This is a genomic window from Ramlibacter sp. (assembly GCF_050250995.1).
GTDB lineage: Bacteria > Pseudomonadota > Gammaproteobacteria > Burkholderiales > Burkholderiaceae_C > Ramlibacter.
Genome location: NZ_JBFWNP010000035.1, coordinates 15,560 through 30,034 on the forward strand (window position 1 = coordinate 15,560; position 14,475 = coordinate 30,034).

Below are 14,475 nucleotides of genomic sequence, written 5' to 3' on the forward strand. Positions count from 1 at the left end.
CGAATTCAGGCAAGACCGTGGATCAGCGACGCGGGCGGCGTCGAACTCGCGCTCGGAACCTCGCCATCGCGCCACTGCAGGGCGGTGTCGATGCCGGCGTCGACCACGGCGAACAAGTCGGCTGCGGTCGTCGCCTCGAGCGGATGAAGCAACTGAAGCACCGCGTCGCCGGTGGCCGGGTTGCGCGCGAAGACCGGCGCGCCTGGCTGCTGCCGGAAGAAATTGGCGTCGAGCAGACCCGCGACGGCCGCACCGTTGTGCTCGGGCAAGGGGCCCATCTCGACGATCACCAGGATCCGCTGATCGTCGACGGCCGGCGAATACACGAAGTCGACCGTGACGCCGCGGAGCCGGACGTGAAACGCCACCAGGCCCTCGGCCTCCATTTCAAGCTGCGGGGCTGGCACCCCGGCGATGCCGCAATAGCCGTCGCACAGATCCTGGAATCGGGCGGTCATGGTCACTCCTCGTTGGAACCGCGCGATCGTCGCAGCTAGAGCGTTCCAGCGCACTCATACGGCGGTCTCGACTTCGACATCGGTTGCCCCCGTGACGGCGACATCGCCGGGGACGGCCGCGATCAGACGATGGCGTAGTGCAGAACCGCCAGGAAATGGCAGGCGCTCGCGCTCAGCACCAGCAGGTGCCAGACGAAGTGGGCGTAACGGATCTTCTCGTCGAAATGGAACACGATGGCGCCGAGCGTGTACAGCACGCCGCCGCCCAGGATCAGCATCACCCCCGTCGGCGGGGTCTTCACGATCAGCGGCTCGAGTACGAAGACCGAGAGCCAGCCCAGGCCGAGATACAGTCCGGTCGACACATAGGGATGCTTCAGCCGGTCGGCGCACTTCGCGGCAGTGCCGATGCCGGCGAAGGTCCACACGACGACAAGCAGCCACAGGCCGCCCGAATCGGCGACGCTTCCCAGCATGAAGGGCGTGTAGGACCCGGCGATGAACAGGAAGATCGCACCGTGGTCGAGACGGCGCATCAGGTTCTTCATCGCACCCTGCGGCAGCCAGTGGTAGGCCGCGGAGATCGAATACAGCAGGATCATCGAGAGTCCGAAGACGGCCGCCGCGATGCCGTGGACCGTCCCCGCTCGCGACGCATTCGAGATGAGTTGCGGCAGGAAGATGGCGGCGAGCACGGCGCCGAGACCGTGGCTCCAGGAATTCGCGAGTTCTTCGCCGGGCGACTGCTCGCGGCTCATGCCGGAGCCGGCGGCTTGCGGCGCGGGCTTCGACGGGGACGTCCGTGGGTGCGTCAACAGCGTGGGCGACAGGGTCTGCGACATGAGATGCATCCGGGTCTGGTTTGCATCCATGCTGCGCCCCGCTCGCGCCGCATCCTGTCGGCCCGCCGACAGACCGGGGGTCAGCCGTCCCTACCGGTCCTGCACCAGCAATTCGACAGGCCGCGCCGTCGGCAGCGTCGTACCTGCGTGTAGGCCGAAGGCATAGACGCCGGCGTAGGCGGGGACGGGAACGACGACGGTCATCGAGTCGATGGCGGCCCCTGTGTACCGGATGCGGTGGCGCGCCACGACCGCTTCGGCGATGGCGCGCCCGTCCGCCGCCGCGCGCTTCGTCACGACGATCTCCGCATCGAGGCTCGAAAGCGGCGTGCGCGGCAGGACGACGGCGCGGACAGCGTCGCCGGGCCGCGCGAACTGCGTCGACAGCGCGAGCCGCAACGCTGTCGCGGACAGCGCAAGCACGCCCGCCTTGCCCAGCAGGGCGGCGAGCGTGCGGCACACCTCTTCGTCCTGGTAGAGCGTGCCATGCTCGCCCCCCACGGCGAGCTGCTGCACGCCGGGAAATGCGGCACTCCACGCAGGCACGGTGCCGTCGCCGGAGTCGTCGGCAAAGACGCCGCGCGGGTCCAGCGTCGTCGACGCGAAATCGGCACGCGCGTGCGAGAGCGTCGCGTGGCGCGTGCCGACGAAGCAGAAGTAGTCGATGTGCGGCGGGCGGCGCGCGACGTCGAGCGCGGCGTGGAATTCCCGGGCGCTCGCGACGTTCGCGGCCGAGAGGCCGAGCCGCCCCGCCACCTCGTCGTCGTACGGCGAGCGGTGCGCAAGCCGCGAGTCGGCCGAGGTGTCCCAGAGGAAAGGCTCGGACGGCGGCGGCAGGAGCTGGTAGAGCGCCGGGAAGTCCGGATGGGAAGCGATCTCCTTGACCTGCGCGGCCGACAGGAACAGCCGCCCCTCCTGTCCGAGCGCCGTCGACAGCGCGAGCGGCGCGCCTCGGTGCGGCGTGCCGAAGGTGACGAGGCGGCGGATGTTGGCGAAGCCGGAGCAATTCGCCTCGTCGAAGCGGCCGGATTCGAGCAGGTATCGGGCGACGAGCCCGCCCATCGAATGCGCGAGCAACGCGATGCGCACGCCAGCGCCGTGGTCCTGGCGCAAAGCCTGCACATGCGTCGCCAGCGTGCGGGCCGAGACGGCGTTGTCCTTGCGCCAGTCGTAGGCGCACAGACGCAGCGTAGGCTTGTCGCCCTCTTCGCGAAAACCGCAGGCGGCGAGCGTGTCGACCAGATGCTGGTACTGCACCGACACCGACACGCGCCGCACGACGTCGCCCACGCGCAGCGCGGGGTCGAGCAACTGCGCCATCTTCGCGTAGGGCAGCAGCAGCTCGAACGGCGAGCCGGGCCACACGAGCTCGTCATCGTTCCAGAGTTCCGAGCCCATGATGCCGGGGACCACGATGACGGCTTCGGTCATGTCAATGCTCCTTCATGCGCCGCAGCGCGGCGAGCAATGCGTCGGCGGCGGCCGCCTCTTCGGGGGGAAGCAGGCGCAGGCACTGTGGATCGATGGCGAGCTGGCGGATCGCCACGACGACGTCGTCGCGGTTCGCATCGAAATCGAAGATGCATCCGCGCGTTTCTTCATGCGACGGCACGCCGTGCTTCAGGCCGAGCATCTGCGCGACGAGCAGCATGCCGACCGCCGCCTCGTAAGGCCGGCGGGCTTCGGCGGCATAGCGGCGCAGGTCGAAGGTGGAAACCAGCGATACATGATCCCGCCCGAAAGCGAAGTAGTTCCAGTGCGCGCGGCCGTCCTCGGTGAAGGCGACCATGGCCGTCGTCAGGCCAAAGAGGTAGTCGAGCGAATGCTCCTTTCGCACCCCTTCCGCGAAGTAGAGAAATTCGTCGGCGACCATGTTGCGGCCGGGTGGATGCGCCTCGACTTCGCCCTGCGACGTTCCGTTGGCACGCGACCACGCCGCCAGCGACTCGCGCGTCTTGATCAGGCCGGCGGGCACCGGCGTCATCACCTCGAGGAAGCGGAAACTATCCTGCGCCGCGTTCATGCGTTCGAGCAGCAAGGGCATGCGCGCCACCCACGCGCCCAGGTCGAGGAGGCCGACCGAGGTTGCCGCCACCGCTTTCACGCGCCTCGCACGTTTCGCCTCGGGCTGGCGAACCGTCGATGGCCGCTTGACCAGCGTGTGGTCGTTCTTCGATGGCATCCGGGTCGCCATCACGCCCTCCTCCCCACGCGAAACACCTGCGCCGCGCCCGGCAGCCGATACAGCGTCGGAATACCCCACTCCACGATGGCCCGGCCCGGCTCCACCGTGTTGCGCAAATCGATGGCGAGGGCCACGCGCGCCGCACTCATGGCCGAATCGATGTTGCCGTCGCTCAACAGCCGCGTGTAGAGCGCCCCGAGGAACGGCGCAACCGAGCGCACCGGAATCGACGCCTGATTCGCCACGACGGCGGGAATGCCCGCGCGCAACAGCGCCGTGGCCACGGGGCCGAAATCGTCGCGCGCATCGCCCGCGCTCGAAAGGCAGGCGCTCAGGATGCAAAGCTTCAGGCCCTGCCCGCCCAGGGCGAGCGCCAGATCGGTCGCGCGGATGCGGTCGCTCGTGCGCCGGTCCACGTCGACCAGTGCGAGTTCGCCTTCCCCGTCGGCCGACACCCCGCCGTGCCCGAGGAAATGAAAGACGTCGTAGCGCCGCGCACCGAGCGCCCGCAGCAGGTCGCGCGCGCTCGCGCCCGGAACGATCTTCAGTTCGGCCGCGAACGAAGTCTGCGCCTCGAACGCGCGACGCAGGCTCGCATGCACGTCGCTCCAGCCGACGCCGGGCTCGTCCACGGGATCGGCCACGGCGAGCAGCACGCGCAGGCGTTCGCGCGGCGTCGCCGGCTTCGGCTCCGTGCTCGCGCGAATCGGCAGGACGCGCACCACGCAGCGCTCGGGATGCGGCACCGGCACGCGATTGGGCGGGCGCAGGTATTCCCAGGGAATGCCGTGCAGGTCGGGGGCGTCGGCCGCCACCTGCACGCTGAAACGGCCGGGCGGCAGCTTGTCGTACAGCTCGCGCACCGCGCCGCCGAAGAAGAAGCGGAACATGCGGTCGCCCAGCGCGTCGAGTTCGGCGACCGTGGGTCGCGCCGCGCCGAGGGCGACCCGCTCGATCTCCTGCCGGAAAGCGACGAACGCGCGAATCTCGTCGCTGTCGCGCTCGACCTCGTGGACCGCGATGTCCGGTCCGCGGCAGGCCAGGACGAGCAGCCTCGCCGTGGCGCTGCCATGGAGGACGTACAGCTCGAGCTGCGGGTGAACCACGCGGGCCACCTCCTCGGAGGATCGTGTGCCTCCATGCTACGGCCGAGCTGCCGCCGCGGCAAGCCGCCACCCTGCTCAGGCGAACGCTTCGAGGTTCGGCGCGTAGGGAGGCGGCGGCTCCTCGTAGGGAGGCGAAGCGAGGTCCCGCAGGGTATGGATCGAGCGGCGCAGCGACGCGCTTTCGACGGCGGTGAACTGGCCTTTGCGGTCAAGATAGGCCTTGGAGGCAACAACGAGCTCGTCGAGGTGCGCTTCCACGCGGTCCACGTTGGCCTGGGGATCGACCTCATTGAACTCCAGCGCGAAGTCCTCGACCACCATCCTCTGCACGCGCGGGTTCGTGCGCCACGCGTAGCCCGTGCGATCGAGGATGTCGAGCACCACGCGTGCGGATTCGCCCAGCAACTCCACATCCGCTTCCTTGAAGCCCGCCTTGCGCCACACCTGCGCAGCGTGCTCGGGCTCCGGCATCCGGGCGGCCTGCATTGCCCAGTTGCACAGCATCATGTCCACCAGGAAATTCTTGCCCGCGTCCTTGCCCTCGCGCATCGCATTGACTTCCTCGATGAATCTGTCGACGTCGTCGGGCCGCAGCCGCGCGAAGGCGGTGCCGAACATCAGGAAAAGGAACTCCAGGCGCGTGGCGACCTTGATTGCACGCTCCTGATAGGGGCCGGCGATGACGGCGTCCTTCTTGACGAGGTCGCGCGTTCCGACGAAGGGGATGAAGATGGTTCCCGCTTTCGCATCGATGTAGATGAGGGCGAACTCACCCTTGGGATCGCGGTTGGCGAGTTCCGCGTCGATGACGATGCCGAAGGTCTTTTCCACCGCATCGATCGTCTCGACCGTGAGCCGCATGACGACCTCGCCCGGCCGCGGCGGCCGGGGCAGGCTGTCGATGAGTTCCTGCACGCTCTCGTCGCCGAGCATGCGCGCCGTGAAGCCCGGTCCCTGCACCGTGTAGCGGTCGCCCGCGACCCACGCGTTGCCATCGGCATCGCGGCACCCGAGCGCCAGTTCGTTCGCGGTGGGACTGCTGCCGCCCGTGGAGCGCGACGGACCTCCCCCTTTGCCGAAGAACTTGATCAAGTCGATCGCATCCATCGCGATCTTCGCGCGCTCCGAGTAGAGGATTCCGAGGAAGATGCCGAGCCCCTTCGGCACATCGCTCTGAGCCACCATGCCGGTCCGGATCTTCAGGTGATTGAACGCGCCGGCGATCAGCAGGTCGAGCGCCTTGCGGGACTCCCACAGCGGCACCACTTCGATGTGCGCCAGGCCGTTGGCCTTCAGCGTATCGATCAGGAACTGGACCTTCGCGGGATCGTCGCAATCGGCGATGACGATCGAGCGCGTCGAATCCAGCGGGTCGTCTCGCATCTCCTGGATGATCTGGACGAGCTTGGGCCCGTCCAGCGCCGCCTGGTTGATGCGGCTCTGTCCCTCGCACAGGCGCATGCCGTGGCGCTCGACGACGCGGGCAACGTGGCTGTCCGGCGGAAGAAGCCGCTCGAGTTCTTCTTCGCGTGCACGCAGGTCGAACACCGCGCCGGATCGCGCGAGATCCGAGGTCTCTTTCACGAGCGCCACGGCCGCTTCGTACTCCGGCGCGTCGCCCATCTCCTCGAGGAGGATCGTGCACATCTCCTGAATCTCCAGGCGACGCACGGCTTGCCGCGCGAACGGCGGCAGGTTCTGCCCGTCGTGGTCGCCCCCCGTCCAGGAGTGAAGCTCGCCCAGGTGCTCCGCGTCGCGGGCATGGATCATGCCGCGCACGAGCAAGCCCTTGGTCAGCACGGAGCACTCGTACTCTTCGGCGTGCGTCGGCGGGTCGGCGAAATCGTTCGCGCCCTTCAGGTAGGTCCGCAGCAGCTGCAGCGCCTCGATCTGCGACCGCGGCTGGATCCCGCGCTCTTTCAGGAACGCGAGCATCCCCTTGATGTGCCCGGGATGAAAGGTCGGGTGCGGCGTCACGGTGAGCGCGATCCAGGCGTTGGCATCGCGCTGCTTCAGGTCGCGGGGAACTCGCTGCGCGCGCAGGGCGATCTTTTCGAGGGGAATGAGGGAAGTGCGCGATCTCTGCGCGGCCAATCCAACTGATCTCAGCATCGAAGCTCCTTGGTGAGTGACGGGCGCGTTTGTAGCAGTCGCAGCCCTTCATGCAGATCGGTGAATGCGCCTGAAAAGACCTTTGTCTCGTGTGATTTGGTGGCAATAGCCCGAGCGTCGTCGAAGGTGTCAATCAAGACCTTTGTATAGGGATACGAACAGCCCATCCATCGGTACAGTCCGCCCGTCTTCAACTTCAAACGAAAGGGACAACATGACGAACATCACTTCGAACATCTCGACCATCGGCGGCACCGTGGGCGGCACGGTTGGCGGAACCGTCGGCGGCACCGTGGGCGGCACGGTCGGCGGCACCGTGGGCGGAACCGTGGGCGGCACGGTCGGTGGCACCGTCGGCGGCACGCTGTCCAGCGCCCCCTGCGCGCTGCTCAAGACCCGGCTGACGAAGTAACGAGTGAAAGGCGCGCGCCGCATCCCCTCCCCATCGAGCGGCGCGCGCCCCAACTAGAACGGGGACAGGACAACGAGAGACAAGGGCGGACGAAATGATGACGACGAAGCGATTCACGCTTTGCAGGGATGCGGTCGAACTCCCCACCGGCGGCCACGTCGCCGTCTACCACCGGGAACGCGGCGGGCTATGCATGCTCGACACCGCATCGCATGAAATCTTTTCGGGATTCCGCGGCGGGCGCGAGGTGCCGCAGTCGTGGACCGACGGCGAAGCGCCCACCCGCGAAGCCGAACTCGTGCAGCAGCTGATCGCGCGCGGCCTGCTGATCGATGCGGCCCATGACGACGAGCCCGCGGCGCCGACGCCGGTCGAGAAGAAGGTCAACATCATCCAGCTGATCCTGGCGAATGCCTGCAACTTCGGCTGCACCTACTGCTTCGAGGGCATCCAGGGCAAGGAGATGTCGGCCGAGGCCGAAGTCGCGAAGGTCGACCTGAGCCGCCTGCGCTCGCGCGACGAGATCCGCATCGACCTCAACGATTCCATGTACGCGTCGAAGGAACGCTTCGAACACCAGTACGACCCGAAGAACCGGCACATGAAGGCGCACGACGCCGTCCGCTACGTCGAGAAGGCGCTCGAGACGTCGCGCTCGGCCGGCGTCCACAGCGTCATGGTGCAGTTCTTCGGCGGCGAGCCGCTGCTCAACTGGAAGGCCATCGAGGCCGTGCTCGACCGCTTCGGCAATGGCGAGCGCGACGGCATGCACATCGCGTATTCGACGGTCACCAACGGCTCGCTCATCACCGAACACGTCGCGAAGGTGTTCGCGCGCCACCAGGTGGCCGTGTGCGTGAGCTTCGATTCGCCCACCAGCCCCGCCCGGCCCTTGAAGAACGGCGACGACAGCACGCCGCTTGTCATGCGCGGACTGCGCCTGCTGCAGGCCGAGGGTAACCGCATCGCGATCAACGCGGCGCTCACGACCTCGACCTGGGACGACTTCGACGAATCCATCGTCGATCTCGCGGTCGACGTGAGCGCCGGCGAAATCGGCGTCGTCGTCGACTTCGACCCCAGCTTCTATTCGCGCTTCGGCACGCAGAACATCGTCGATCGCCTGTGGCGCATCGTCGAGTACGGGCGCAGCCGCGGGGTGGTGCTCACCGGCTACTGGCACCAGATCTTCCAGGTGCTGCTCGGGCACGACGCGGTGGCGCAGCGCGGCTTCAAGAACTGCTCGGCCAAGGGCGCGCAGTTCAGCATCGAGCCCAATGGCTCCGTGTTCGCGTGCAAGGCGGGCTCCACGCTGCTCGGCTCCATCGAGCAGGGTCCGGCCCTGCTGGACGCGCCCAATTACGTCGCCCACGCCAAGCTGCGCCACGAAAACCCCGCGTTCTGCCGCGGCTGCGAAATCGAAGGCTTCTGCGCGGGCCTGTGCCTCGGCCCGCTTGAAAAGAAGTTCGGCGCCATCGACACCGTGGAGCCGACCGCCTGCGATTTCTACCGGGGCATCACGCGCAAGCACATCGAGGCCCTGAAGCCCTTCGAGATCGCAACGTTCGAACTCGAGCCGGCGTAGCGCGGCGCCCCCCACCCTTCCCTCACCCAGCGCCCGACGGCGCACGCCAGGAACCTCCAGGACACTCTCATGGATGCATGCCTCATGGATCAAGCCGACATCGCCGCAAGCGGCAGTTTCGCCCGCCGCGGCTACGCGGTCATCGACACGCCGCCGCCGTCGGCGCAGGTGCTCGACTCCTTCAATCACATGCCGCGGGACAGCCACAGCTTGAAGCGGCTGCGCGAAATCCGCCTCTCGCAGTTTTTCGCGTACCGCGAGGACGATCAATGGATCTTCGCGTTGCTGCCGCGGCGCAAGTACATCCAGTCCGCCGAGTACATCCGCCTGGCCGAAGCCGGCGGCGTGATGCGTCACCGCGAGCAGCTGCAGTGCGACCCCTCGCCGCTGATGGCGGCGGTGCTCGATGCACTGCCGGTCGACGTCGCGGTCACCTACCACCTCAACGTGAACCAGATCCGCGTGATCGCGAACAGCGAGTTCAGGGGCGTGACCGTCCCGGAAGGCCCGCACCGCGACGGCCACGAATTCAGCGTGATCGTCGTCGCCGCGCGCCACAACGTACTGGGCGGCGAGACGCAGATCATCGACCCCGCGTCGAACGAGATCGTCCACCGCCGGGTGCTCGCGCCGAACCAGGCCATCCTGATCGACGACGAGCGCTACGTCCACTACGCCACCGACATCGTGCCGGCCGAGGGAAGCGCGGGCTATCGGGACATCTGGGTGATCGAAGTTAACCGCTGGCACCGACGCGCCTATGGCCCCGCGCACGAACGCCGCGCGCTCGCGGCCGGCTCGCTCCTTGCAGAGGCGGCATGAACACGGTCGGCCAGGACTTCGCCGTCCACAAGACGGCGGGAGGGGTCGCGGTCGTTCCCGCGGCCGCGGTCGCGGTCGCGGCTGGCGCAGTCACGGTGCCCGACACGGTGGGCGCCGCCTTCCGGCGCGCCGCGCCCACGGCGCTCACGCTGCTGCCCATCTGCCTGCTGCTGGGCGTGCTCGCCGGCCATTCCAACTGGAGCGTGTTCGAGGTGTTGCTGTTCAGCGCGCTCGGCTTTTCGGGCAGCGGGCAGTTCGCGCTGCTGCCGCTTGCCGAGCAAGGGCAGAGCCTGCTGGTCATGCTCGCGCTCACGGCATCGATCAACAGCCGCTACATCCCGATGGCGCTCACCACCGCCGACCGGCTGCCGCGCTCCGCACTGCGCCGCGGGTTCGTCGCGCACATCCTGGGCGACGAAGCCTTCGCCATCGAGCGGGCTGGCGACAGCCGCCGCTCGGTCCTGGTGGTGCGTGCAACGATCTACGGCACCTGGGTCCTGGCCACCGTCGTCGGCGCATTGCTGGCGCGGCAAGTCCCGACCGACCTCGGCACCGCGGTGAACCTCGGCTTTCCGGCCAGCGTCGTTCTCTTCGTACTGTCCTTCAGCCAGCTGAAGGTGCGCGTGCCGCAGATCGGCGCGAGCTGGCGCCGGCGCCTGATCGAAGTCGGCCTGTGCGTCCTCGTCGCGCTCGGACTGCTCGCCGTGCTCGGACCCGCGTGGTTCTGGCTGCCCAGCATCGCCTTCAGCTCGTGGCGCGTGTGGGAGGCGGAACGATGAACTTCTCCGCCAACGGCCTGGCCATCCTGGCCCTCCTGCTCACGAGCCTGCTCGTGCGCGTCCTGCCGGCTTTCGTACGCGTGCGGCCTTCCCAGCGGATGCAGGACCTCCTCGAACGCGTGCTGCCGATGGCGGTGTTCCTCAACTTCGCCGTCTACATCGCGTGGACCGAAATCCGCACCGCGCCCGTGGCGGCCATTGCGGCCATCGTCGTCGTCGGTGTCGCGACCCTGTCGACGCGGCTCGGGCTCGTGGTGCTGACGTGCGCAGGCACCCTGATCTATGCAGCGGTTCAGTTGGCCCTGTGACCGGCGGGACGCGGCGGCTTCAGAGGCGAAACATCGCCAGATTCCAGTCGGCGGACCAGGCGCGCAGCGCGGCGACGGCCCGCACGCTGTGGCCGTGCGAATCGAGCCGGGGCGAATACACGGCCAGGCCCATGCGCCCCGGCACGACGGCCAGGATGCCGCCGCCCACGCCGCTCTTGGCCGGCAGGCCGACCGTGTAGGCCCAGCTGCCCGAGGTGTCGTACATGCCGCAGGTGAACATCAGCGTGAGCACGTCGCCGACATGGTCGCGCCGGATCGCACGCTCGTCCGTCACCGGATGCTCTCCCCCGTTGGCGAGCGTCGCGGCCATGAGCGCGAGTTCGCGCACGTTCGCGGTCGCGGTGCATTGGCGGTTGTAGAGCTTCATGGACCCAACGATGTCGTCGCCGATCACCTCGAAGTGCCGCAGCAGGTGCGCGATGGCCAGGTTGCGGTGCGCCCCCGAGACGTCGTCGACGGCGCGCGGGTGCCGCGTCGCCTCGCGCCCCATGTAGCGGCCGAGCATCGCCATCATCGTCGCGCTCGCCGAGTCAGGGTCGGCGTGGTGCAGCATGGCCGAGATCGCGATCGCGCCCGAGTTGATCATCGGGTTGTACGGCAGGTGGTCCTCTTCGAGCTCGGTGAGCGAGTTGAACGCCTCGGTGGTCGGCTCCACGGCCACCTTGGCATGCACTTTTTCGCGGCCGAAGAGGTCGAGCGCGAGTCCGTACAGGAATGGCTTCGAGATCGACTGGATCGCGAATTGCACGCCGTCGTCGCTGGCGCCGAAGACCTGACCGTCGACGGTTGCGAGCGCGACGCCGAAGCGCTCGGGTTCCGTGTCGCCGAGCGCTTCGGATGCGCCGTTGATCGAACCGTCGGTCAGCGGACGGAAGCGGACGAGAAGATCGTCGAGGTAACCGGCGGGATCGGAGCTTGGGAGATGTGACATGCGGCCACGATAAAGCAAACCGACGCTCCACATAGACGAAGGTCTGTTGTGACGTCGCCCCAGGCTTCGCAAGCTACGCCCACCTGGCACGTTCTTCAGTCAGCGAACCGCGCCCCTCCCATGCACGACGCCAGGCGTGCAGATCGGTTTCGATCGGAGCGGCGCGGCCCTTGTCGAGGATTCTTCCCGTGACCGTCACCCTCCAGCTCAACGGCGAACGCGTCGCGTTCGATGCCGACCCCCAGACGCCCCTGCTGTGGGTCCTTCGCGACAGCGCCTTTCTCACCGGCACCAAGTTCGGCTGCGGCATCGCCGCCTGCGGCGCATGCACGGTCCACCTCAACGGCGCGGCGGTGCGCTCCTGCGTCATCCCGCTGCAGGCCGCGAGCGGCGCAGAGGTGGTGACGATCGAGGGCCTGCCCAAGGCTGCCGGCCTCCCGCGCGACACCCTGCATCCGCTGCAATCCGCATGGATTGCAGCGCAGGTGCCACAGTGCGGCTACTGCCAGTCCGGGATGATCATGGCCGCGGCCGCCTTGCTGAAGGCCAAGCCGGTGCCGACGGACGCCGACATCGATGCTGCCATGACCAACATCTGCCGCTGCGGCACGTATCCCCGCGTGCGCGCGGCCATCCATTCCGCCGCCACGGCCATGGCTACGGCGGCGCCCGCGCCCACGTCCACGCAAGGAGTCGCATCGTGAAGCGCCGCAATCTGCTCATCGGCGCGGCTGCGGCGCTCGGCGGCGGCCTCGCGGTCGGACTGGTCCTGCGCGACCGGCACTTCTCGCAGCAGGCGGCGGAACTCACGAAATCCGACGGCAGCAAGCTCTTCGGCGGCTGGCTGCGCATCGCCACCACCGGCGAGGTCACGCTCTATCTTCCGCATTCCGACATGGGCCAGGGCGCGTCGACCGGCATCGCGATGATGGTCGCCGACGAGCTCGACGCCGACTGGAAGACGATGAAGCCCGTCCAGGCGCCGGCCGAGCCCGCGTTCGCCAACCGCTTCTTTCTCCAGGGCTTCCTGCTCGGCGAACGCTCGGTGCCCGATCTCGTGCAGCCCGCCCTGGGAACGGCTTTCGGCGAAATCGCGCGGCTGGCGCACCTGCAGATGACCGGGGGATCGGCGTCCATCCGGACGACCGGCCAGGGTGGCATGCGCATGGTTGCGGCGGCTGCGCGCGACATGCTCGTCCGCGCGGCCGCCGCGCGCTGGAACGTCCCGGCGGCCGAGCTCACCGTGCGCGACAGCGTCGTGTCGCATCGTCCCACGGGCAGGCAAGCCGGCTTCGGTGAACTCGCCGCGGCCGCCGCCGAACTCTCGCCCCCGAGGTGGCCGAAGCTGAAGACGCGCGCGCAGATGCGGCTCGTCGGCCGCTCCACCCCGCGCGTCGACATTCCCGCCAAGGTCAAGGGCGAGGCGAAATACGGGATCGACGTGCAGATGCCCGGCCTGCTGGTCGCCACCGTGAAGGCGGCGCCGGTGCAGGGCGCGAAGCTGGAGTCGGTCGAAATCGAACCCGCGCTGCGCATCGCCGGCGTGCGCAAGGTGGTCAAGATGGAGCGCGCGGTCGCCGTCGTTGCCGACGGCTACTGGCCCGCGCGCCAAGGCCTCGCACAGCTGCAACCCGTCTTCGGCAAGACGGCCGACGACGGAGTCGACAGCGCGACGCAATCCGCGAAGCTGCGCGCCGCCCTCGACGGCGAGCTCGAGACGGTCAACGAGATCGGCGAACCCTTCGCCGGCCCGGCGTCCAGGACGGTGGTTGCGCAGTACGAAGTCCCCTTCCTGCACCACGCGACGATGGAGCCGATCAACGTCACGGCGCGCTTCGCCGACGGCAGGCTCGAAGTGTGGGGCAGCGAGCAGGATGCGCTCGGCGCGAAGTACAACCTCGTTGCGATCACCGGCCTCGAACCCGCCGCCATCGAGTTCCACCCGATGTTGCTCGGCGGCGGCTTCGGTCGCCGTTCCGCGCCGAAGAAGGATCATCTCGACCAGGCATGGCAGCTCGCCAGGGCGATGTCGCCGGAGCCGGTGAAGCTGATCTGGTCGCGCGAGGAAGACTTCGCGCAGGGCGCCTACCGCCCGGCGGTGGTCACCACACTCGAAGCCCGGCTCGGCGGCGACGGCAAGCCCGCCTCGTGGGAGCAGCAGGCCAACGACACGCCCGGCCTGATCAACGAGGGCTGGCCGATCGGCTATGCAATCCCCTACCAGCGCATGCAGAGCGCTGCCTCGCCGGTGCATACGCGCACGGGCGCATGGCGCAGTGTCGCGCACAGCCAGCACGGCTTCTTCACCGAGTGCTTCATGGACGAACTCGCCGCCGCCGCCGGGCGCGACCCCTACGAGTACCGTCGCGACCTGTTGCCGGCGGATTCGCGCAAGCGGCGCGTGCTGGACGAAGCGGCGCGCCTGTCCGGGTGGCGCACGGCGCCGCCGGCGGGCCGAGGCCGCGGCATCGCACTCGTCGAGAGCTTCGGCAGCATCGTCGCCGAGGTGGTCGAAGCGTCGGTGGAGGCCGATGGGACGCCCCGCGTACATCGCGTCGTGGCCGTGGTCGACTGCGGCCTGCTGGTCAATCCGGACTCGGGCCGGCAGCAGGTCGAGGGCGCGATCATCATGGGCCTGAGCGCAGCGCTCGGCGAAGCCATCACCATCAAGGACGGCGCGGTGGTGCAGAAGAGCTACCCCGACTATCCGATCATGAGGATGGCGCAGACGCCGAAGATCGAGGTGCATTTCATCGACAGCGACGAAGCCCCCGGAGGCCTGGGCGAAGTCGGCTTGCCGCCCGCGGCGCCCGCACTGGTCAATGCGCTGGCCCGGCTGGGCGTGCCGCGTATCCGCAAGCTCCCGATCGGGAAGGTGGCGACCGAGCTGAAGGTGGCGTGAACGGCGGGGGGG

The 14,475-nt window shown here is 68.4% G+C and carries 14 protein-coding genes; 7 read left to right on the forward strand and 7 right to left on the reverse strand.

The genetic code is table 11. From position 1 onward, the window contains the following. Positions 1 to 5: 5 nt before the first annotated feature. The 6 genes from AB7E83_RS19570 to AB7E83_RS19595 form a co-directional block, all read right to left on the reverse strand. Complete coding sequence (locus AB7E83_RS19570; protein WP_428572465.1) at positions 6 to 458, reverse strand: CesT family type III secretion system chaperone; 453 nt, start codon at positions 456 to 458, stop codon at positions 6 to 8. Positions 459 to 580: 122 nt separating this feature from the next. Then, positions 581 to 1,300 carry a PAQR family membrane homeostasis protein TrhA gene (trhA, locus tag AB7E83_RS19575; RefSeq protein ID WP_428572466.1) on the reverse strand — a complete coding sequence of 240 codons (720 nt, stop codon included), beginning with the start codon at positions 1,298 to 1,300 and terminating at the stop codon, positions 581 to 583. A gap of 90 nt (positions 1,301 to 1,390) precedes the next feature. Beyond that, positions 1,391 to 2,731: a lipase/acyltransferase domain-containing protein gene (locus tag AB7E83_RS19580; protein WP_428572467.1), complete on the reverse strand. Its 1,341-nt coding sequence runs from the start codon at positions 2,729 to 2,731 to the stop codon at positions 1,391 to 1,393. A gap of 1 nt (position 2,732) precedes the next feature. Further along, complete coding sequence (locus tag AB7E83_RS19585; protein WP_428572469.1) at positions 2,733 to 3,494, reverse strand: hypothetical protein; 762 nt, start codon at positions 3,492 to 3,494, stop codon at positions 2,733 to 2,735. Further along, a complete protein-coding gene (locus AB7E83_RS19590) occupies positions 3,494 to 4,591 on the reverse strand; it encodes a CHAT domain-containing protein (RefSeq protein WP_428572470.1) in 1,098 nt (365 codons plus the stop codon). The genes AB7E83_RS19585 and AB7E83_RS19590 overlap by 1 nt, the downstream gene beginning before the upstream one ends. 75 nt (positions 4,592 to 4,666) lie before the next feature. Next, positions 4,667 to 6,703 carry a hypothetical protein gene (locus AB7E83_RS19595; RefSeq protein WP_428572471.1) on the reverse strand — a complete coding sequence of 679 codons (2,037 nt, stop codon included), beginning with the start codon at positions 6,701 to 6,703 and terminating at the stop codon, positions 4,667 to 4,669. A 214-nt stretch (positions 6,704 to 6,917) separates the two neighbouring features. Between AB7E83_RS19595 and AB7E83_RS19600 the strand changes: the two genes are divergently transcribed. From AB7E83_RS19600 to AB7E83_RS19620, 5 genes are all read left to right on the forward strand, one after another. Further along, positions 6,918 to 7,115: a hypothetical protein gene (locus AB7E83_RS19600; RefSeq protein ID WP_428572472.1), complete on the forward strand. Its 198-nt coding sequence runs from the start codon at positions 6,918 to 6,920 to the stop codon at positions 7,113 to 7,115. 97 nt (positions 7,116 to 7,212) lie between these two features. Next, positions 7,213 to 8,700, forward strand: a complete 1,488-nt coding sequence (locus AB7E83_RS19605) for a radical SAM protein (RefSeq protein ID WP_428572473.1) — start codon at positions 7,213 to 7,215, stop codon at positions 8,698 to 8,700. Positions 8,701 to 8,784: 84 nt separating this feature from the next. After that, a complete protein-coding gene (locus AB7E83_RS19610) occupies positions 8,785 to 9,522 on the forward strand; it encodes a 2OG-Fe dioxygenase family protein (RefSeq protein ID WP_428572474.1) in 738 nt (245 codons plus the stop codon). Then, positions 9,519 to 10,301, forward strand: a complete 783-nt coding sequence (locus tag AB7E83_RS19615) for an AzlC family ABC transporter permease (protein ID WP_428572475.1) — start codon at positions 9,519 to 9,521, stop codon at positions 10,299 to 10,301. The genes AB7E83_RS19610 and AB7E83_RS19615 overlap by 4 nt, the downstream gene beginning before the upstream one ends. Then, positions 10,298 to 10,609, forward strand: a complete 312-nt coding sequence (locus AB7E83_RS19620) for a hypothetical protein (RefSeq protein WP_428572476.1) — start codon at positions 10,298 to 10,300, stop codon at positions 10,607 to 10,609. Before AB7E83_RS19615 ends, AB7E83_RS19620 begins: the two co-directional genes overlap by 4 nt. Positions 10,610 to 10,628: 19 nt before the next feature. Here AB7E83_RS19620 and glsA read toward each other — a convergent pair whose 3' ends face one another. After that, positions 10,629 to 11,561, reverse strand: a complete 933-nt coding sequence (gene glsA, locus AB7E83_RS19625; protein ID WP_428572477.1) for a glutaminase A — start codon at positions 11,559 to 11,561, stop codon at positions 10,629 to 10,631. A gap of 188 nt (positions 11,562 to 11,749) precedes the next feature. Between glsA and AB7E83_RS19630 the strand changes: the two genes are divergently transcribed. Both AB7E83_RS19630 and AB7E83_RS19635 read left to right on the forward strand, forming a co-directional pair. Then, positions 11,750 to 12,265: a (2Fe-2S)-binding protein gene (locus tag AB7E83_RS19630; RefSeq protein ID WP_428572478.1), complete on the forward strand. Its 516-nt coding sequence runs from the start codon at positions 11,750 to 11,752 to the stop codon at positions 12,263 to 12,265. Further along, positions 12,262 to 14,463, forward strand: coding sequence for a molybdopterin cofactor-binding domain-containing protein (locus AB7E83_RS19635; protein ID WP_428572479.1), 2,202 nt, complete (start codon positions 12,262 to 12,264; stop codon positions 14,461 to 14,463). The genes AB7E83_RS19630 and AB7E83_RS19635 overlap by 4 nt, the downstream gene beginning before the upstream one ends. Positions 14,464 to 14,475: the final 12 nt, after the last annotated feature.